Genomic DNA, 20,123 nt, shown 5'->3' with positions numbered 1-20,123 from the left:
CATGCGAGTTTCGATCGGGTAATCTCGGTTTCGCTTTGTTGGCAAACGGTTAAATAGTGGCTCATGAGTAATCATAGTGTGCGTTAATCCACATTTTTGCACATCCAGAATTGTCTCATCCCGCCTCGCTAATTAGTCTCGTCACGTTTGGCATTTTTTATAACGATTTTTGTCGTTAAGGACTTCAAGGGAAAATAAACAACATGGTCACATCTCAACCGATTGTGAGATATTTCTTGCGGGTAATCCCTGCGATTGCAGTTGCGGTACTGCTTTCAGCTTGTAGCTCCACCAACACCGCAAAGAACGTGCATTCTGAGACGCATGCAGTTGGCAGTAACGATAGTTTTTTACTGCAAGCCTCTCAGGATGAATTTGAACAAATGGTTCGTTCAGTCGATATCAAATCGCGCTTAATGGACCAGTACGCGAGCTGGAAAGGCGTGCGCTATCGCCTTGGCGGCAGCAGCCGTAGCGGGATCGATTGCTCTAGTTTTGTGCAGCGTACCTTCCGTGAACAATTTGGTTTAGAACTGCCGCGTTCGACCTACGAACAGCAGGAAATGGGTAAACACATTTCCCGTAACGGTTTACGCACCGGCGATTTAGTGCTGTTCCGCGCAGGTTCAACGGGACGCCATGTCGGTATCTATATTGGCAACAACCAGTTCGTTCATGCGTCAACCAGCAGCGGCGTCGTGATTTCCAGCATGGATGAGCCCTACTGGAACAAGCGCTACAATGAAGCGCGGCGCGTCCTGACCCGCAGTTAATCTTGTTGTCAGCTTCCCTTGGCTGTTCCAAAAGATGTTATTCAACAAAACGCTGCTTCGGCAGCGTTTTTGTTTGCCGCAAACAGAACGATCACACCCTTCATTAACTACGTTATATTTTCTGGGAACCCTACCCACTTACACAGATAACAGAGAGCCTCCCGGGATGAGAGCAGCCAATATCTTTGCGCGCTATCTGACGACGCCACGGAAAATGATTATGACGAGCATCATGATCGGCGTCGTCATGGCGATTAGCACTTCCGCCCTTTACGCCTTGTCGCTACACCACAAGCGGGAACAGGGCTATGACATACTGGCACAAGGCGTTGAACGCTACGTGCGCGATTACTTTAACGATCTCGAAGCGGTTACCGATACGTTACAGCCGCTCACCCTGGCAGGGTGCAACCACGTCTCCGCTGACCTTACGTCCCGCGCGGCGTTTAATATTAATGTCCGGGCATTTGTGCTGGTGAATAACGACACGGCGTACTGTTCTTCAGCGACAGGCAGTATGTCGGAACCCATGGCGAAACTGGCTCCGGCAATCGATACGCATCAAAAAGTCGATTTAGAAATTATGCCCGGTACGCCGATGATGCCTGGTAAACCGACTCTCGCTATCTGGTATCAGAATCCTGCTAACGCACAGCGCGGGATTTTCACAACCCTGAATGTCAATCTGACGCCTTATTTGCTGTTCACTTCGCGCCATCGCGATGCGGCAAGCGTGGCGCTGGTGGTCGGTGACAAAGCCATAACCACGGCGTCGCCCGGCGTGCAAAATGTCGCCAGCCTGGCGTCGCCGCCATTGCGCATCGCCACGTTGCCCGATTACCCCATCAAACTCTTTATTTACGGCAGAACCTGGTCCAGAGAAGATGTCGCGCTGTCGGCCCTGACCGGCATTTTCGCTGGCACCCTTGGTGGATGCCTGTGCGGATACCTGCTGTATATTCGCCAGCGCTCCGGTAAAGAGATCATGCAGGGCATTCGCCGCAATCAGTTTTATATAGTCTGGCAGCCGGTGGTGGAAGCGAATAACCTGACCATGACCGGCGCAGAGGTGCTGATGCGCTGGGAGCACCCCTCGGCGGGTGCCATCCCGCCAGACGCCTTTATCAATTTTGCTGAAGCCCAGCAGCTTATCGTCCCGCTGACCCGCCATCTGTTTAAGCTGATCGCCAAAGAAGTCCCGCTGTTGATGGATATCCTGCCGCAGGGCGCTAAAATCGGCGTTAATATCGCGCCGGGGCACCTACATTCTCCGGACTTCAAAGAGGATATTCGCCAGTTTGCCGCCTCGCTGCCCGACAACTATTTCCAGATCGTCTTTGAAATCACCGAACGGGATATGATTCAGGAGAAGGAGGCGGTATCGCTGTTTGAATGGCTGCACCAGCAGGGTTTTGAGATTGCCGTAGATGATTTCGGCACCGGGCACAGCGCGCTGATTTATCTGGAGCGCTTCACAATGGATTACCTGAAAATTGACCGTGGTTTCGTTAACGCCATTGGCACCGAAACGGTGACCTCGCCCGTGCTGGATGCGGTGATCACCCTCGCCCGCCGGTTAAATATGACCACCGTCGCCGAAGGCGTGGAGACATGGGAACAAACCAAATGGCTGCGCGACCGCGGTGTAAATTATCTGCAAGGCTTTTTCTTTTCACGCCCGGTGCGTGTCGCCCAGCTTATCGACTGGCAGCGCCAGCGATCGGGGCATTAACCGATTCGGGGAGATTGTCGGGACATTTATTTCACAATCCCGCGACCGTCACTTATTATTCACAGACAAAGCGTAGCCCGGCGGCCCGCCGGGATAACAACAGGATCACGCCATCGTATGTTTGCGCGCGCACTGGTTTTACTGCTTAGTCTGATAAGCACCGTGGGATACACACAGGACATTAAAGAAAGCTATTCGCTGGCGGTACTGGGCGAACCTAAATACGCTGTGGATTTCACCCACTTCGACTATGTCGATCCTGCCGCGCCTAAGGGCGGCAATATCACGCTTTCCAACATCGGTACGTTTGATAACTTCAACCGCTTCGCTCTGCGCGGCAATGCGGCGGTGCGCACCGAAAACCTTTACGACGCCTTGTTTACCACTTCCGACGACGAACCGGCCAGCTATTATCCGCTGATTGCCGAGCGGGTTCGCTACCCAGACAACTATGCCTGGGCGGAAGTAGAAATGAACCCCCGCGCCCGCTTTCACGATGGCAGCCCGATTACCGCCGAGGATGTCGCCTTCACCTTCTCAAAGTTTATGACCGAAGGCGTCCCCCAGTTCCGTATCTACTATAAAGGCACCACGGTCAAAGCGATTGCGCCACTGACGGTGCGCATTGAACTTGCCACGCCGGGTAAAGAAAACCTGCTGGGGTTGTTTTCCCTGCCGGTAATGCCGAAAGCGTTCTGGAAGGATCATAAGCTGAGCGATCCGCTCTCTACCCCACCGCTGGCGAGTGGCCCGTATAAAATTACCGCCTGGAAAATGGGCCAGTATGTGGTTTATTCGCGAGTGAAAGATTACTGGGGCGCGAATCTCCCGGTAAACCGTGGACGCTGGAACTTCGACACTATCCGCTACGATTACTACCTCGACGATAACGTGGCGTTTGAAGCTTTCAAGGCGGGCGCGTTTGATTTTCGCAGCGAGGTCAGCGCCAAAAACTGGGCGACCCGCTATCTCGGAAAAAATTTCGACAGCAAATACATCGTAAAAGAAGAAAAGAAAAGCGAGGCAGCCACTGATACCCGCTGGCTGGCGTTTAATATCCAGCGCCCCCAGTTCACCGACCGCCGGGTGCGGGAAGCCATTACCCTGGCGTTTGATTTTGAATGGATGAACAAAGCGCTGTTTTACAACGCTTACAGCCGCGCCAACAGTTATTTCCAGAATACCGACTACGCCGCGCGCGATTACCCCAAAGCCGATGAGCTGGTGCTGCTGGCACCCATGAAGGCCGACCTGCCGCCAGAGGTCTTTACCTCCGTGTATCAGCCGCCGGTGTCCAAAGGCGACGGCTTCGACCGGGACAATCTGCTGAAAGCCATCGACTTGCTGAAACAGGCGGGCTGGGAGCTGAAAAATCAAAAGCTGGTCAATGTGAAAACCGGCCAGCCGTTCAGCTTTGAACTGCTGCTCTCCTCTGGCGGCAATAACCAGTGGGTGTTGCCGTTCCAGCACAATCTTGAACGGCTTGGGATTACGCTGAACATTCGTCAGGTGGATAATTCGCAAATCACCAACCGGCTGCGCACCCGGGATTACGACATGATGCCGTCGCTGTGGCGCGCCATGCCCTGGCCGAGTTCCGACCTGCAAATTTCCTGGGCCTCGGAATATATTGATTCCACTTATAATGCCCCCGGCGTGAAAAGCCCGGTGGTGGATAAGCTGATCGCCCAGATCATGGCGAACCAGGGCGATAAAGAGAAGCTGTTGCCGCTGGGCCGGGCGCTGGATCGCGTGCTGACCTGGAATTTCTATATGCTGCCCATGTGGTATATGTCCTCCGACCGTTACGCGTACTGGGATAAGTTTTCCCATCCAGCGGTAGCGCCCGTCTATTCCCTGGGTTTCGATACCTGGTGGTATGACGTTAACCGGGCGGAAAAACTGCCCGCCGCGCGGCGCTAAGGAGCGACGATGGGCGCTTACTTGATTCGTCGTCTGCTGCTGATTATCCCGACCCTGTGGGCGATCATCACCATTAACTTTTTCATCGTCCAGATTGCGCCAGGCGGCCCGGTGGACCAGGCGATTTCCGCTATTCAGTTTGGCCGTGGCGGCGGGATACCGGGCGTGAGCGGCGAAGGGACTGGCCTCAGCCATGCCCAGGCGGGCGTACGCAATCCCGGCGACAGCCAGTATCGCGGCGCGCGTGGGTTAGATCCGGAGATTATCGAAGAGATCACCAAACGCTACGGCTTTGATAAACCGCTGCATCAGCGCTATTTCACGATGCTGAAAGACTATGTGCGCTTCGATTTTGGCAACAGCCTGTTTCGCAGCGCCTCGGTGCTGGAGCTGATCCGCGACAGCCTGCCGGTGTCGATCACGCTAGGGCTGTGGAGCACAATGATTATCTACCTGGTCTCTATCCCGCTGGGCATTCGCAAGGCGGTGCGTAACGGCAGCGCGTTTGACGTCTGGAGCAGCGCGCTGATTATTGTCGGCTACGCCATTCCCGCGTTTCTGTTCGCCATATTGCTGATTGTGTTGTTCGCGGGCGGCACCTGGTTCGATCTGTTCCCGCTGCGCGGCCTGGTGTCAGCCAACTTCGACAGCCTGCCCTGGTATAAGCAGATCACCGATTATCTCTGGCATATCACGCTGCCGGTGCTGGCAACGGTGATTGGCGGCTTTGCGGCGTTAACCATGCTGACCAAAAACTCGTTTCTCGATGAGATCCGCAAGCAGTATGTGGTCACGGCCCGCGCCAAAGGCTTGGGCGAGAAACAGATCCTGCGCGGCCACGTGTTTCGCAACGCCATGCTGCTGGTGATCGCCGGTTTTCCGGCGGCATTTATCAGCATGTTCTTTACCGGCTCGTTATTGATTGAAGTGATGTTCTCACTCAACGGGCTGGGGCTGTTAGGTTATGAAGCCACCGTGTCGCGGGATTACCCGGTGATGTTCGGCACACTGTATATTTTTACGCTGATCGGCCTGCTGCTGAATATTCTCAGCGATATCACCTATACGCTGGTCGATCCGCGTATTGACTTCGAGGGACGCGGATGAGTCACTTCAGCCTCGTAAACCAGGCGCGCTGGGTGCGATTCCGCCGCAACCGCCGGGGTTTCTGGTCGCTGTGGATTTTCATGGTGATTTTCGTTTTAAGCCTGGCGTCTGAACTTATCGCGAATGACCGCCCGTTAGTCGTGCACTACCAGGATCGCTGGTTTTTTCCGGCGCTGGTTAACTACAGCGAAAGCGATTTTGGCGGCCCGCTGGCGACCCGGGCGAACTATCAAGACCCGTGGCTGGCGCAGCGCATTGAACAGCAAGGCTGGGTGCTGTGGGCACCGATTCGCTTCGGGGCAAACGCGATCAATTACGCCACCGATCTGCCCTTCCCTTCGCCCCCATCCAGCCAAAACTGGCTGGGCACCGATGCTAACGGCGGCGATGTGCTGGCGCGCATTCTCTACGGCACCCGCATCTCGATTTTATTCGGGCTGATGCTGACGCTGTGCTCCAGCGTGATTGGCGTAACGGCGGGCGCGATCCAGGGCTACTACGGCGGTAAAGTCGATTTGTGGGGGCAGCGGTTTATCGAAGTGTGGTCGGGAATGCCGACGCTGTTTTTAATCATTTTGCTGTCCAGCGTGGTGCAGCCCAATTTCTGGTGGCTGCTGGCAATCACCGTGATTTTTGGTTGGATGAGCCTGGTGGGCGTAGTGCGGGCGGAATTTCTGCGCACCCGTAATTTTGATTATATTCGCGCGGCTCAGGCGCTGGGCGTTAGCGATCGCGCCATTATGTGGCGGCATATGCTGCCTAACGCTATGGTAGCGACCCTGACCTTTTTACCGTTTATTCTCTGCGGCTCGATCACCACGCTGACCTCGCTGGATTTCCTCGGCTTCGGCCTGCCGCTGGGCTCGCCGTCGCTTGGCGAACTGCTGTTACAGGGCAAGAATAACCTACAGGCCCCGTGGCTTGGCATCACCGCCTTTTTCTCACTGGCAATTTTGCTGTCACTGCTTATTTTTATCGGCGAAGCGGTGCGCGACGCCTTCGACCCCAGTAAGGTGGCGTAATATGACGGCTCCCCTGCTTTCCATCGACGGGCTCTCTATCGCGTTTCGTCAGAATAACGTTGAACGCCGGGTGGTGGACAATTTGTCGCTCAGCATCAACGCGGGCGAAACCCTGGCGCTGGTAGGCGAATCCGGCTCCGGTAAAAGCGTGACCGCGCTGTCGATTCTGCGCCTGCTGCCATCGCCGCCTGCGGTTTATCCGCAGGGCAATATTCAGTTTCAGGGGCAAAGCCTGCTGCACGCCAGCGAAGCGCAGTTGCGTAAGGTGCGCGGTAATAAAATCGCCATGATTTTCCAGGAACCGATGGTGTCGCTTAACCCGCTACATAACATCGAAAAGCAGCTTTATGAGGTGCTTTCGCTGCACCATGGAATGCGCCGTGATCCGGCGCGGGCAGAAATACTCACCTGTCTGGAGCGCGTAGGCATTCGCCAGCCCGCCAGCCGCCTGAATGATTACCCGCATCAGCTTTCCGGCGGCGAACGTCAGCGCGTGATGATTGCGATGGCGCTGTTGACCCGGCCACAGTTGCTGATCGCCGACGAACCCACCACGGCGCTGGACGTCACGGTGCAGGCACAAATCCTGCAACTGCTGGATGAGCTGAAACGCGAGCTGAATATGGGCCTGCTGTTTATTACTCATAACCTGAATATCGTGAAAAAGCTGGCGGATAACGTGGCGGTAATGCAAAACGGCCAGTGCGTCGAACAGAATGCGACCCGCCCGCTGTTCAGCCAGCCGCGCCACCCTTATACCCAAAAGCTGCTGGCGTCTGAGCCCGAGGGCGATCCGGTCGCCCTCCCCGCCGACAGCCCTGTGCTGCTGCGGATAACGGATTTACAGGTCGCGTTTCCATTGCGGCGCGGGATTTTCCGCCGCACCGTGGGGCATCACTACGCACTGCGTAATCTGAGTTTTGAATTGCGGGCCGGTGAAAGCCTGGGTCTGGTGGGCGAATCCGGTTCAGGCAAAAGCACCACCGGCCTGGCGCTGTTACGGCTCATCCCTTCCCAGGGCGAAATCTGGTTCGACGGGCAGCCGCTGCATCAGTGGAACCGCAAGCAGATGCTGCCGGTGCGCCATCGCATCCAGGTGGTGTTTCAGGACCCGAACTCTTCGCTCAATCCCCGTCTGGATGTGCTGCAAATTATTGAAGAGGGCTTGCGGGTGCATCATCCTGAATTGACCGCCCAGCAGCGCGAAGCCCAGGTGATGGAAGTGATGCAGGAAGTGGGGCTCGACCCGGAAACGCGTCATCGCTACCCGGCGGAGTTTTCCGGCGGCCAGCGCCAGCGCATCGCCATTGCCCGCGCGCTGATCCTGAAGCCAGATTTGATGGTGCTGGATGAACCGACCTCGTCCCTCGACAGAACCGTTCAGGCGCAAATTCTGGCGTTGCTGAAATCACTCCAGGCGAAGCACCGCCTGGCCTGGCTGTTCATCAGCCACGATCTGGACGTGGTGCGTTCGCTGTGTCATCAGGTGGTGGTCTTGAAGCAGGGAGAAGTGGTTGAGCAGGGACCGTGCGGGCAGGTGTTTGCCTCGCCGGCGGCAGAGTATACCCGCCAGCTACTTACGCTGCGCTGATCCTCAGAAAGGATTCTGGCCAGAAAAGGTTTCGGCAATCGCAACGCCAAAGTTTTTCAGACGGCAGGTCGCCGCGAATTCATCCTGCCGGTCCACGAACAGGCATGGCTCGCCTTCACATTCCAGCACGGCACAATCCACTTCGATATCGGTTAACGCCTGGCTTAATTTATTCATTACCTGCCACGCGTTATCTACCGGGCTGAGCAATTTCAGGCCGACCAGGCAATCGTCTTCGCTTTGCGCGCACTGCGGAATCGGTTCAACTTTTGAACCTGCGAAGCCCGTCAACCAACGATAGCTATTGGGCAAGCGATGGACGATGGAAAGTTGTAACGTATTCATAATACTTCCCCAGCAAGAGCAAAAAATCACAATCACTTTACATACAGGTTAACACAATGTTGATTAAACGTAACATGATCAACATAGAAAACGGTTACACTGTTGTAAAAATTTCGGTTACTCGTTCATCGGTAACCCTTTATTTTTGTGCGGTACATCTCATTTCGGCGCTATATGTAACCTGTAACGCGATCTAACTCAACCTTTTTTGACTACAAAAAAATGACTTTTTAAGACCTTTACATTTACATTCACGAAACAAATTGTACGGAGACGGGGAATTTATTCGTTGATATGGATTAAGAAAGGGGTAGTTTTCGTACCCCTTGAGTGGCAGTTAACGGTGTCTTTTGGGACGACTGGCATAGAGGTAGAAAAGAATTGAGCAGGTCGCGCAAAACGCGATAGAGCCGATCATCGGCCAGGCGGAATTGAAGGTGAACATCGAGAGCAGCGCGCCGGTAATCGCGCCAATGCCGAAACGGAACGTCCCCGCCAGCGACGATGCCGTGCCCGCCATATGCGGGAACTCATCCAGAATCACCGCCATCGCGTTAGACGCCACCATAGATATACAGCCGACAAATGCCGCCACACCCAGCACCAGTGCCCAGAAGCCGAAGTTAAACTGCGCGCTGACCACCATCCACACCGCCATCGCAAACTGAATAAACAGCCCGGTGCGAAACATACGCAGCGCCCCGATGCGGCGCACAAAGCGGCTGTTAAATATCGTCATCACAAACAGGAACACGATATTCAACGCAAAGTAATAGCCGAAATCCTGCGGCGAGACGTGGTTGATTTCGATATAGACAAACGGACCGGCGCTCAGAAATGAGAACATCCCGGCGAAACTGAAGCCGCTGGCAAGCATATAGCTGAGCACGCGCTTATGGCGAAACAGCGAGGCAAAGTTGCCTATCGTGGTACGGAAATGGAATTTCTGCCGCCGCTCTGCTGGAAGCGTTTCCGAAATCAGGAAGAAGATCATTGCTGAAGCAATCAGCGCCGCCACCGCAAGGATCCAGAAAATGGTGTGCCAGCTGAACCACACCAGCACCGCACCGCCCACCATCGGGGCCACCAGCGGGGCAATGGTCGTGACCAGCATGACAAACGACATCATGCGCGAGAACTCCTCTTTGGGATAGATATCGCGCATCAGGGCGTTAATCACCACGCTTGCCGCCGCCGCCGCCAGGCCGTGGAGAAAGCGCATAGCGATCAGCTGATCGATAGTCTGGGATAACGCGCAGGCAATCGCCGCCACGGCAAACACCAGCGTACCGCCGAGGATCACCGGCTTACGGCCCAGGCTGTCCGCCATCGGGCCATAAAACAGCTGCCCCACCGCGAAACCCAGAATATAGGTGCTGAGCGTCATCTGGGCACTGCCTGCGGGCACGCCGAACTGCTGGGAAATCACCGGCAGTGCCGGCAGATACATATCGATAGACAGCGGCATCAGCATGGCTAACAGGCCAAGAATGACGACGATCCCCATCGAAGAATTTTGTCGGGTGGTCACTCCACTCTCCTGAAATTAACGTGACGGCAAGCCAATGCTGGCTATTTCGTCTTCGGTCAGCGGGCGGTATTCGCCCGGCGCTAAATCTTCATCCAGTTCAATTGCGCCGATACGCTCGCGGTGCAGTTCCACCACGTGATTCCCTACCGCGGCAAACATGCGCTTCACCTGGTGGTAACGGCCTTCGCTGATGGTCAGACGCACATCCGTCGGGGTCATCACTTCAAGCACGGCCGGTTTGGTGAGATCTTTTTCGTTATGCAACTGAACGCCTTTCGCGAACCGTTCGGCGGTATCATCGGCCACCGGCGATTCCAGCGTTACGCGATAAGTTTTCTCGCAGTGATGGCGCGGCGACGTGATACGATGGGACCACTGGCCGTCATCGGTCAGCAACACCAGACCGGTGGTATCGATATCCAGACGCCCGGCGGCATGCAGTTTGTGCGCCAGCGGTTCATCCAGGAAATAAAGAATGGTGGGATGATCCGGATCGTCGGTGGAGCAGACGTAGCCCTGGGGCTTGTTCAGCATAAAATAGCGCGGGCCGGTCTGCTGCACCAGGGAGTTGCCCTCGTAGGCCACATCATGTTCGGGTTTCAGTTTGAACGCGGTATCTTTTACGGGTTCGCCATCAACGGTTACCCGGCTGGCGCGAATCTCACGCCCGGCAATAGCGCGGCTGATGCCGAGCTGCTGGGCGATAAATTTATCAAGTCGCATTGAAGTTTTTTGCCTGTTAAACGCGGTCCAGCATGGGCTGGTAATGAAAGAAATCATCAAGACCGGTCAGTATAGCGGGCTAACGGACTCGCTCAAGATTAAAATGATGTTTCGCACGCTAATGAATTTGAAAAGCACGCAATGTTAACGCTACGACCCTATCAGCGCGAGGCGGTAGACGCCACCCTCGCCCACTTTCGAAAATCCGCTGAACCCGCTGTGATTGTCCTGCCGACCGGCGCGGGGAAAAGCATTGTTATCGCCGAACTGGCGCGGGTTGCGCGCGGGCGCGTGCTGGTACTGGCGCACGTCAAAGAGCTGGTGGAGCAAAACCACGCCAAATATTGCGCCCTCGGGCTGGAGGCGGATATCTACTCCGCCGGGCTGAAGCGCAAGCAGAGCCAGGCCAAAGTGGTGTTCGGCAGCGTGCAGTCGGTGGCGCGCAATCTCGATGAGTTTCAGGGCGAGTTCTCGCTGCTGATTGTCGATGAGTGCCACCGCATCAGCGACGATGACGACAGCCAGTACCAGCAGATTTTGCGCCATCTGCGCCAGAGCAATCCACGGCTGTGCCTGCTGGGGTTAACCGCCACACCGTTCCGGCTCGGTAAAGGCTGGATTTATCAGTACCACTATCACGGCATGGTGCGCGGCGACCAGAATGCCCTGTTCCGCGACTGCATCTATGAACTGCCGCTGCGCTACATGATCAAACACGGGTACCTCACACCGCCGGAACGGCTGGATATGCCGGTGGTGCAGTACGACTTCAGCCGCCTTCAGCCGCAGTGGAACGGGATTTTCAGCGAGGCAGATCTCAATCTGGAGCTGAAAAAACAGCGGCGCATTACGCCGCATATCATCTGCCAGATCGTCGATTTCGCCGCGACCCGCATGGGGGTGATGATTTTCGCCGCCACGGTCGAACACGCCAGGGAAATCACTGGCCTGCTGCCTGCCGGAGAAGCGGCGCTGATCACCGGCGAAACGCCCGGCCCGGAGCGCGACCTGCTGATTAATGATTTCAAAGCACGCCGCTTTCGCTATCTGGTGAATGTGTCGGTACTGACGACCGGTTTCGATGCGCCCCATGTCGACGTGATTGCGATTCTGCGCCCGACCGAGTCGGTCAGTTTGTATCAGCAAATCGTCGGGCGTGGGCTGCGGCTGTTTGAGGGCAAAACCGACTGTTTAATCCTTGATTACGCAGGTAACCCGCACGATCTGTTTACCCCGGAAGTCGGCGCGGCAAAAAAAGGCTCGGACAATGTGCCGGTGCAGGTGTTCTGCCCAGGCTGCGGCTTCGCCAACACATTCTGGGGAAAAACCACCGCAGACGGTACGCTGATTGAGCATTTCGGGCGGCGCTGCCAGGGCGTGCTGGAGGATGACGACGGCAATCGCGAACAGTGCGACTATCGCTTTCGTTTCAAAAACTGCCCGCAATGCAATGCGGAAAACGATATCGCCGCCCGCCGTTGCCACCAGTGCGATACCATTCTGGTTGACCCCGACGATATGTTAAAAGCAGCGCTGAAGCTGAAAGACGCGCTGGTGCTGCGCTGTAGCGGGATGCAGTTACAAAGCGGCAGCGATGCGAAGGGCGAGTGGCTTAAAGCCACCTATTACGATGAAGACGGCGCGGATGTCAGTGAGCGCTTCCGTCTGCACACGCCCGCACAGCGCACCGCCTTTGAACATCTGTTTTTGCGCCCTCATACCCGCACGCCTGGCATACCGCTACGCTGGATCACGGCGGCGGATATCGCGGCGCAACACGCGCTGCTGCGCCACCCAGACTTTGTGGTGGCACGGATGAAAGATCGCTTCTGGCAGGTGCGGGAAAAGGTGTTCGACTATCAGGGCCGCTACCGCCGCGCCAACGAATTACGCGGTTAGCGGTGGTTTTCATTGAAGCCAGGGGCGGTTATGGCTATAATCCCGCCCGCTTTTGCATCCGCAAAGCAGATAATCTGCCTGTCGCTGGGTCGCCTGCGACAGGAATTAAAGAAGAGAAAAGTTAATGTTTACTATCAACGCAGAAGTACGTAAAGAGCAGGGTAAGGGTGCGAGCCGCCGCCTGCGCACAGCGAACAAATTCCCGGCCATCATTTATGGCGGAGAAGACGCTGCAATTGCCATCGAACTGGACCACGACCAGGTTATGAACATGCAGGCTAAGCCTGAGTTCTACAGCGAAGTTCTGACTATCGCTGTTGATGGTAAAGAAGTAAAAGTTAAAGTTCAGGCCGTACAGCGTCACGCTTACAAGCCGAAACTGCAACACATCGACTTCGTTCGCGCGTAATTGCCGGGCTGGTCTGAAGAAACGCCGCGTAATGCGGCGTTTTTTTTGGCCTTTATTTGCCAGACGTGCGGCGCTGAAGCTGGTCGCGCAGATTTGGCGGAGTGCCCTTAATGGTCAGCGTGTCGGTGGCCGGGTCCCAGAAAATACGCTCGCCCAGCAGCATGGCGTCGAAATTAATCGTCAGCCCGCCGCCGCTACCGGCATATTTGGTTAACTGGCGCAGCGTACTGCGATCCGCCGGGAAACTCTCTTCCAGTTCATAGCCCTGCTCGGCGGTAAACGCCTCAAAACTCACTTCGCTAACGCCAGAAAGCTCTTTCGACAGCGATGCCAGTTCGATTTCTTCGCCCGACTGCAATTGTTCGTTGCAGTAGCTGTAAACCTGCTGACGCACGTTCTGGCGCTCGGCTTTATCCAACTGCGCTTCCGCCGTGTAGTCATCCACCGCCTGTAGCAAACCGCGGTTTTGTGCTTTGGCGTTCAGGCCTTCGCTGGCACCGAGGAAGTCCATAAAGAAATCGGCGACCTTGCGCCCTACCCGTCCTTTCAGAAAAGTCAGATAACGGGTCGATTCCGGGTTGGTTTCCCACTCAGTGAGATCGATACGTGCCACGATGTCCGCATGATTGATATCCAGATAATGGGTTGAGCTAATATCCAGATTTTCATTAACCCGCATACTGCTGAGGTTATTCAGCACCGCCACCAGCAGGTATTCCACCGCCAGATAACGGTAGTGGCAAAACAGCACGATGCCGCCGTCGGCAAACGGGTATTTCGCCAGTTCATCGCGCAGACGCCCGGTGGCGGCGCGGCTAAAGGCCAGGAAATCGTCTTCGCCCTGACGGCACAAACGCAGCGACTGCGCCAGCTCACTCTCTTCATTAAACAAGCCATAGGCTTTGTTTTTCGCACTATAAACGCGATGCAGCTCCGCCATCATCTCTTCCACGGCGGCATTCGGCTCCAGCAGCGAATCGCGGAGCACCAGCTCCAGATTCTGCTCATCGCGCTTAATTAACTGGTGTATTGCAATCTGGTCGATATCCAGACTCATGATAAACTCTCCTTTTAGGCCGGGCGGTATTCAACCACTGACCGACGTCCGCTGCAACTGCTGATAAAAATGGGGAAATATTACCGTTGCTACGGTAATATATCGGACTTTCTCGAACTTAACTGACGTAGATTTATGCCACAACTCTCCCGCTATAGTGATGAACGCGTTGAAGCGCTGCTTACAGAAATGGTAAACGTGCTGGAAAAGCATAAGGCGCCGACCGACCTGTCTTTGATGGTGCTCGGCAATATGGTGACCAACCTTATCAATACCAGTATCAGTCCGTCCCAGCGCCAGGCGCTTGCTCACTCGTTTGCCGAGGCGCTAAAGTCTTCGGTTCGTGAAGACGACGCGCACTAAGGAACACAGTTAATACGTTATGGTGACTAACCGTCAGCGCTACCGTGAAAAAGTCTCCCAGATGATCAGTTGGGGGCACTGGTTCGCCCTGTTTAATATTCTGATGGCTATGGCCGTCGGTAGCCGCTATCTGTTTGTCGCCGACTGGCCCACTACCCTGGTGGGGCGCGTCTATTCGTATATCAGCCTGGCCGGGCACTTTAGCTTTCTGGTGTTCGCCGGCTACCTGCTGATCCTGTTCCCGCTGACCTTCATTGTGATGTCGCAGCGGTTGATGCGCTTTTTATCCGCCATTCTGGCCACCACTGGCCTGACGCTGCTGCTGATTGACAGCGAAGTGTTTACCCGCTTCCACTTACACCTCAACCCGGTGGTATGGGAGCTGGTAATCAACCCCGATCAGAGCGAAATGGCCCGCGACTGGCAGCTGATGTTTATCAGCGTGCCGGTGATTTTACTGATTGAAATGCTGTTTGCGACCTGGAGCTGGCAGAAATTGCGCAGCCTCTCGCGTCGTCGGCATTATGCGCGCCCGGTGGCGATTTTCTTTTTCGTGTCGTTTATCGTCACCCACGTGGCTTATATCTGGGCCGACGCCAATTTCTATCGTCCGATTACCATGCAGCGCGCTAACCTGCCGCTCTCCTATCCGATGACCGCGCGGCGCTTTCTTGAGAAACATGGCCTGCTGGATGCGGCGGAGTACCAGCGCCGTCTGGTGGAGCAAGGTAATCCGGAAGCGGTGTCGGTGCAGTATCCGCTGAGCGAACTGCGCTATCGTGATTTAGGCGCGGGCTACAACGTGCTGTTGATTACCGTTGACGGGCTTAATTATTCGCGCTTCGAACAGCAGATGCCTGCTCTGGCGCAATTCGCCGCACAGAACGTTAACTTTACCCAGCATATGAGCTCCGGCAATGCCACTGATAACGGCATTTTCGGCCTGTTCTATGGTATCTCGCCTGCGTATATGGATGGCGTACTGTCGGCGCGTATTCCGGCTGCGCTAATTACCGCGCTGAACCAACAGGGTTATCAACTGGGCCTGTTCGCCTCTGACGGCTTTAACAGTTCGCTGTACCGCCAGGCGCTGCTGTCTGATTTCTCGCTGCCTGCGGCGCAGAACCAGTCCGATGAACAGACGGCCTCACGCTGGGTCAACTGGCTGAATCAGTATGCATCTGAAGATAACCGCTGGTTCTCCTGGGTGGCGCTGAACGGCACTAACCTGCCTGAGGATACCCAGCAAAAAGACTTCGCTCGCCGTTATGGCCGCGCCGTCAGCGATGTGGATAACCAAATTCAGCGGATTCTGGCGTCGCTGCAAAGCAAAGGCAAACTGGAAAATACCGTGGTGATTGTCACGGCGGGCCACGGCGTGCCGCTGGGCGAACAACGCGATAGCTTTGACTGGTCGCGCTCGCATCTGCAAGTGCCGCTGGTGGTTCACTGGCCGGGCACGCCTGCACAGCGCGTGGGTAAACTGACCGATCACCAGGACGTGATGACCACGCTGATGCAGCGCCTGCTGCACGTACGCACCAGCGCCAATGAATATTCCCAGGGCGAAGACCTGTTTGCACCGACGCGTAAGAACAACTGGGTGGTCAGCGCGGATGCCTTGACGCTGGCGATTACCACGCCGGAACAGACGGTCGTGCTGGAAAACAGCGGCAAATACCAGATTTATAATCCAGCCGGTGAAAAAGTGAAGGAAACCAAACCGCAGCTAGGTTTGCTGTTGCAGGTGCTGACTGACGAAAAACGGTTTATCGCTAACTGATTGATTAATTATAAATCACTCGGTAAGCGCGCCCTTGCAATCAGCGTGGAAACAGGTAGTATTAGCGACCACAAATCGGCACGTAGCGCAGCCTGGTAGCGCACTGTCATGGGGTGTCAGGGGTCGGAGGTTCAAATCCTCTCGTGCCGACCAAAATTCCCTAAAAAACCAACCCATTGCGGTTGGTTTTTTTATGCCTGCGATTTAGTGGTAACAAATCACCTTTTCAGAAAGGAAAAAATATTGCAAATTACTATTGCCCCCGTTATTTTGTTTCAAATTTAGATGAAGTAACGATTTATAATGCTAATAATTCTTTAATACACCTACGATCGCAATTATTAACTTAAAAACACCATAAAAAAATCTTATAAAAGCGCCCCAAAATAGCTCGCCTTAAAACTTAAATTACCGCTAGAATGCGTTCGATACATTCGATGTCGAAAGTGATCTTCCTCACGTAATTTTATGTAACGCTGACGAGAGTTCTGAAATGGTATTCAGTTCACCTATATTCATGTTTGCTTTTTTGCCCATCGTCTTCATTGTTTATTTTTTACTCAACAAGCAACGATTATTTAAAGCTGGGAAATTTTGGCTGGTTTTAGCCAGTTTTTTCTTTTATGGTTATTGGAGTGTTGCATACATACCATTAATGTTAGGCTCAATAATATTTAACTACATTATTGGATCCGAATGTTCATTAAAAACCAAACACAGTACAAAAAAGCGAAAAATCATCCTTACATTTGGAATAATTGTTAATATTTTAGTGTTAGGCCATTACAAGTATTCTAATTTTTTTATTGATAATTTAAATCAGTTCGTAGGCACTCACTTTCAGCTAGCAGAAATTATTCTGCCTTTGGGCATTAGTTTTTACACCTTTACGCAAATCGCATTTTTAGTGGATAGTTACAAAGGCAAAGCTACTGAGTATGATTTTGTCAATTACACGTTATTTGTTACGTTCTTTCCTCATCTAATTGCCGGGCCGATACTTCATCATAAGGAAATGATGGGTCAGTTTGCCTCAAAATGGAATTTAACCATTAAGTATAAAAATATCCTGTTAGGCTTAATGATTTTTGGGATTGGACTTTTTAAGAAAGTTGTCCTGGCAGATATGTTCGCAGAATGGGCAAATCTGGGTTTTTTACCCGGCTATATCCATAATTTCTATAGCGCATGGGTCACGAGCTTATCGTATACGTTTCAGTTATACTTTGATTTTAGTGGATATTGCGACATGGCTATCGGTGCCGCCTTACTGTTTAATATCTTACATCCTGTTAACCTTTTCTCACCGTATAAGTCGTTAGATATTCAGGATTTTTGGCGCAGATGGCATATTACCCTGGGGCGCTATCTGCGTGATTATATTTACATTCCACTGGGCGGAAATCGCGCCGGAGAACTCCGAACCTATTTCAACTTAGCTCTGACATTTGTGATTGGTGGGTTATGGCATGGCGCGAGCTGGATGTTCATAATCTGGGGTGCCATGCATGGTGCAGCGCTGGTCATACATCGATTTTGGTCTAAGACTGGATGGTCTCTGCCAAAACCAGTTGCATGGTTCATTACATTTATGTTTGTTAACATCGCATGGATTTTTTTCCGAGCCCATTCAGTAGAGGATGCGACCCAAATAATTAGTTCAATGTTTAATATTGACTCATTTAAAGCCATGGATGTTGCAAATGTGCCAATTAATAATCTCTCAATGCTTGGTGTACTTTTTGATACTCTTTATAGTCTGTTGCCTGCTGGAATAGCAGGATATGCAGGCCAATTCTTCATGATTATTGTATCATTTATTATAATGACGCAAAAAAACTCAATAGAAATAGTTCTTCAAACAAAAACAACCTATAAGTGCATGATTTCTATAGCATGTTTAACAGTCATTGCCGTGTACTTTGCTTTAAGAAGTACCAGTACCGTATTTTTATATTTTAATTTTTAAGGGATGTTTCAAAAATGAAAAAGAAACTTTTTCGCTTCATCGCGATCATTCTCATCCTGTTAGCGGTACTCCCTATAGTTAATATTATAACCATGGTTCAAGAAAAATCATTGTCCCTTAAAAAAGAACGTCTATTCAACGTTGATTCTGTATTGACGCTGATTGGATTTGCGGGCTACAGGCTTGGCTTATCAACCGACCCTGGCGAAGTGATGGTTGGCCGCAACGGATGGTTGTTTATGGGAAACAATTTTTCCCGTTCCCTTCAGTATAAAATTGAAGGGATAAAAGAGTCCGATATGCCTGTTGTAGAAGCAATAGATAAGACCATCGTTGCCTGGGACTCCTGGTTTAAAGATAACGGCGTTCAGAACTTCAAAATTATGATTAGTCCTGATAAGGACTCTATATACAGTGAGGAACTCCCTTCATGGGATAAGCATTATAATGTTCAGTTCCGTGACGTCATTCAGCAGAAGCAACCTGATATCTACGTGGATATCTATGGTTCTCTTTTGCAAAAAAAATCCGACCAACACTTGCTTTACTATAAAACTGATACTCACTGGAACAGTTACGGGGCATGGGTCGGGTTTACAACTTTAATGGCCTCCCTAAAAAATCCGCAAATAAATGCAGTAGTCTCCCGTATCGATGCATCAAGCTTTAGTTTTAACCCATCCATTGGCGGCGACCTTGCAAGGTTTTTACGTATCGGTTCGTATAACACAGATATTCGTTCCGATATTAATAATATTAACATCACAAATAACTATACTTTTGTTTTAGATGAAAAATCTGGTGCCATCAAAATGCTGGGTAACTATTTGCAGGTGCCATCTCCTTCATCTCCGGTCTGGGTTAGCGCAGTTAATCATTACCAGAATTCAAAAGTATTATGGCTACGTGATTCATTTGGTAGCGCTATGTCTCCCTATATGATGCGTATGTTTAAAGATGTCATCATGGTGCATTACAATGAGGTAACACCAGAGCAAGTCAAATCACTGGTAAAAAAATATAATGTCGATTATGTTTTTGTCACTGTTGTTGAGCGAGACGCAATGTCAAAATTTTTCACAACATTGCCATAATACCTAATAGGGGGCTTGCCCCCTCCCCTCCTTGTAAATTGCAATTATATATTCAGCCACATGAGTATCTTGTGGAATCCTTTCCCTCTGTCTTACCTATACTTCCCTTAAACACGGGAGGTCACTATGTGCGGACGTTTCGCCCAGGCGCAAACGCGTGAAGCCTATCTCAGCCAGTTGGCTGAACAACTCGAACGCGATATCCCTTACGATCCTGAACCCATTGGCCGCTACAACGTTGCGCCAGGCACCAGAGTGCTGCTGTTAAACGAGCGCGATGAGCAGTTGCATCTCGCTCCCGTCCACTGGGGCTACGCGCCGGGCTGGTGGAACAAAGCGCCGTTGATCAACGCGCGAGTCGAAACCGCTGCAACCAGTCGCATGTTCAAGCCGCTGTGGCAGCATGGGCGGGCGATTGTTTTCGCCGACGGATGGTTTGAATGGAAAAAAGAAGGCGATAAAAAGCAGCCGTATTTTATCTATCGTCAGGATGGGAAACCGCTGTTTTTCGCTGCCATCGGCAGTACGCCGTTTGAGCGCGGCGATGAAAACGAAGGCTTTCTGATTGTTACCGCAGCCGCAGATAAGGGGCTGATTGATATTCACGACCGACGCCCTCTGGTCCTGACGCCGGAAGCCGCACTGGCGTGGATGAGCCAGGATATCGGCGGAAAAGAAGCGGAAGAGATAGTCAAAACAGGCGCAGTTCCGGCGGGGGATTTTACCTGGCATCCGGTAACACGCAGCGTCGGGAATATCAGAAATCAGGGGGCGGAGTTGATTGCACCGCTGGAGGCGTAAC

17 protein-coding genes and 1 tRNA gene are annotated in these 20,123 nt (G+C 52.8%); 14 read left to right on the top strand and 4 right to left on the bottom strand.

Annotated features, from left to right (window positions below):
- The first annotated feature begins 203 nt into the window (after positions 1 to 203).
- The 6 genes from mepS to yejF all read left to right on the top strand — a co-directional run bounded on the left by mepS (position 204) and on the right by yejF (position 8,148).
- On the top strand, positions 204 to 773 hold the full coding sequence (gene mepS / locus RT120_RS01010; protein WP_312978397.1) for a bifunctional murein DD-endopeptidase/murein LD-carboxypeptidase: 570 nt from the start codon (positions 204 to 206) through the stop codon (positions 771 to 773).
- Positions 774 to 939: 166 nt separating this feature from the next.
- On the top strand, positions 940 to 2,505 hold the full coding sequence (locus RT120_RS01005; RefSeq protein ID WP_312978395.1) for a cyclic di-GMP phosphodiesterase: 1,566 nt from the start codon (positions 940 to 942) through the stop codon (positions 2,503 to 2,505).
- Between the two features lie 117 nt (positions 2,506 to 2,622).
- Positions 2,623 to 4,428: an extracellular solute-binding protein gene (locus RT120_RS01000; RefSeq protein ID WP_312978393.1), complete on the top strand. Its 1,806-nt coding sequence runs from the start codon at positions 2,623 to 2,625 to the stop codon at positions 4,426 to 4,428.
- A gap of 9 nt (positions 4,429 to 4,437) precedes the next feature.
- Positions 4,438 to 5,535: a microcin C ABC transporter permease YejB gene (locus RT120_RS00995; protein WP_312978391.1), complete on the top strand. Its 1,098-nt coding sequence runs from the start codon at positions 4,438 to 4,440 to the stop codon at positions 5,533 to 5,535.
- Positions 5,532 to 6,557: a microcin C ABC transporter permease gene (locus RT120_RS00990; protein WP_312978389.1), complete on the top strand. Its 1,026-nt coding sequence runs from the start codon at positions 5,532 to 5,534 to the stop codon at positions 6,555 to 6,557. The genes RT120_RS00995 and RT120_RS00990 overlap by 4 nt, the downstream gene beginning before the upstream one ends.
- Position 6,558: 1 nt before the next feature.
- Positions 6,559 to 8,148, top strand: coding sequence for a microcin C ABC transporter ATP-binding protein YejF (yejF, locus tag RT120_RS00985; protein WP_312978387.1), 1,590 nt, complete (start codon positions 6,559 to 6,561; stop codon positions 8,146 to 8,148).
- Positions 8,149 to 8,151: 3 nt separating this feature from the next.
- Here yejF and RT120_RS00980 read toward each other — a convergent pair whose 3' ends face one another.
- From RT120_RS00980 to rsuA, 3 genes are all read right to left on the bottom strand, one after another.
- Positions 8,152 to 8,493, bottom strand: a complete 342-nt coding sequence (locus tag RT120_RS00980; RefSeq protein WP_125291609.1) for a YejG family protein — start codon at positions 8,491 to 8,493, stop codon at positions 8,152 to 8,154.
- Positions 8,494 to 8,830: 337 nt separating this feature from the next.
- Positions 8,831 to 10,024: a Bcr/CflA family multidrug efflux MFS transporter gene (locus RT120_RS00975; protein ID WP_312978385.1), complete on the bottom strand. Its 1,194-nt coding sequence runs from the start codon at positions 10,022 to 10,024 to the stop codon at positions 8,831 to 8,833.
- Positions 10,025 to 10,039: 15 nt separating this feature from the next.
- On the bottom strand, positions 10,040 to 10,747 hold the full coding sequence (gene rsuA, locus RT120_RS00970; RefSeq protein WP_312978383.1) for a 16S rRNA pseudouridine(516) synthase RsuA: 708 nt from the start codon (positions 10,745 to 10,747) through the stop codon (positions 10,040 to 10,042).
- Between the two features lie 141 nt (positions 10,748 to 10,888).
- On the opposite strand from rsuA, the gene RT120_RS00965 reads away from it, so the two are divergent.
- Complete coding sequence (locus RT120_RS00965; RefSeq protein ID WP_312978381.1) at positions 10,889 to 12,646, top strand: DEAD/DEAH box helicase; 1,758 nt, start codon at positions 10,889 to 10,891, stop codon at positions 12,644 to 12,646.
- 124 nt (positions 12,647 to 12,770) lie between these two features.
- Positions 12,771 to 13,055 (top strand): 50S ribosomal protein L25, encoded by a 285-nt coding sequence (gene rplY / locus RT120_RS00960; RefSeq protein WP_312978379.1) that lies wholly within the window; start codon positions 12,771 to 12,773, stop codon positions 13,053 to 13,055.
- A 52-nt stretch (positions 13,056 to 13,107) separates the two neighbouring features.
- On the opposite strand, the gene yejK is transcribed toward rplY, so the two are convergent.
- A complete protein-coding gene (gene yejK / locus RT120_RS00955; RefSeq protein WP_312978377.1) occupies positions 13,108 to 14,112 on the bottom strand; it encodes a nucleoid-associated protein YejK in 1,005 nt (334 codons plus the stop codon).
- Between the two features lie 135 nt (positions 14,113 to 14,247).
- Between yejK and RT120_RS00950 the strand changes: the two genes are divergently transcribed.
- The 6 genes from RT120_RS00950 (at position 14,248) to RT120_RS00925 (ending at position 20,122) form a co-directional block, all read left to right on the top strand.
- Positions 14,248 to 14,475: a YejL family protein gene (locus RT120_RS00950; RefSeq protein ID WP_125291603.1), complete on the top strand. Its 228-nt coding sequence runs from the start codon at positions 14,248 to 14,250 to the stop codon at positions 14,473 to 14,475.
- 19 nt (positions 14,476 to 14,494) lie between these two features.
- Positions 14,495 to 16,258, top strand: a complete 1,764-nt coding sequence (yejM, locus tag RT120_RS00945; RefSeq protein ID WP_312978375.1) for an LPS biosynthesis-modulating metalloenzyme YejM — start codon at positions 14,495 to 14,497, stop codon at positions 16,256 to 16,258.
- Between the two features lie 76 nt (positions 16,259 to 16,334).
- Positions 16,335 to 16,411 (top strand) — tRNA-Pro (locus RT120_RS00940).
- A 340-nt stretch (positions 16,412 to 16,751) separates the two neighbouring features.
- Positions 16,752 to 18,227: an MBOAT family protein gene (locus RT120_RS00935; protein ID WP_312978373.1), complete on the top strand. Its 1,476-nt coding sequence runs from the start codon at positions 16,752 to 16,754 to the stop codon at positions 18,225 to 18,227.
- Positions 18,228 to 18,241: 14 nt separating this feature from the next.
- Complete coding sequence (locus RT120_RS00930; protein ID WP_312978371.1) at positions 18,242 to 19,321, top strand: alginate O-acetyltransferase AlgX-related protein; 1,080 nt, start codon at positions 18,242 to 18,244, stop codon at positions 19,319 to 19,321.
- Between the two features lie 126 nt (positions 19,322 to 19,447).
- Entirely contained in the window at positions 19,448 to 20,122 is a 675-nt protein-coding gene (locus RT120_RS00925) for an SOS response-associated peptidase (RefSeq protein WP_312978370.1), read from the top strand.
- Position 20,123 lies beyond the last annotated feature (1 nt).

Origin of the sequence: Atlantibacter sp., assembly GCF_032062175.1 — a bacterium.
Classification (GTDB): domain Bacteria; phylum Pseudomonadota; class Gammaproteobacteria; order Enterobacterales; family Enterobacteriaceae; genus Atlantibacter.
Note: the sequence above shows the minus strand (reverse complement) of the source record. Positions and strands in the feature narration are given on the sequence as shown.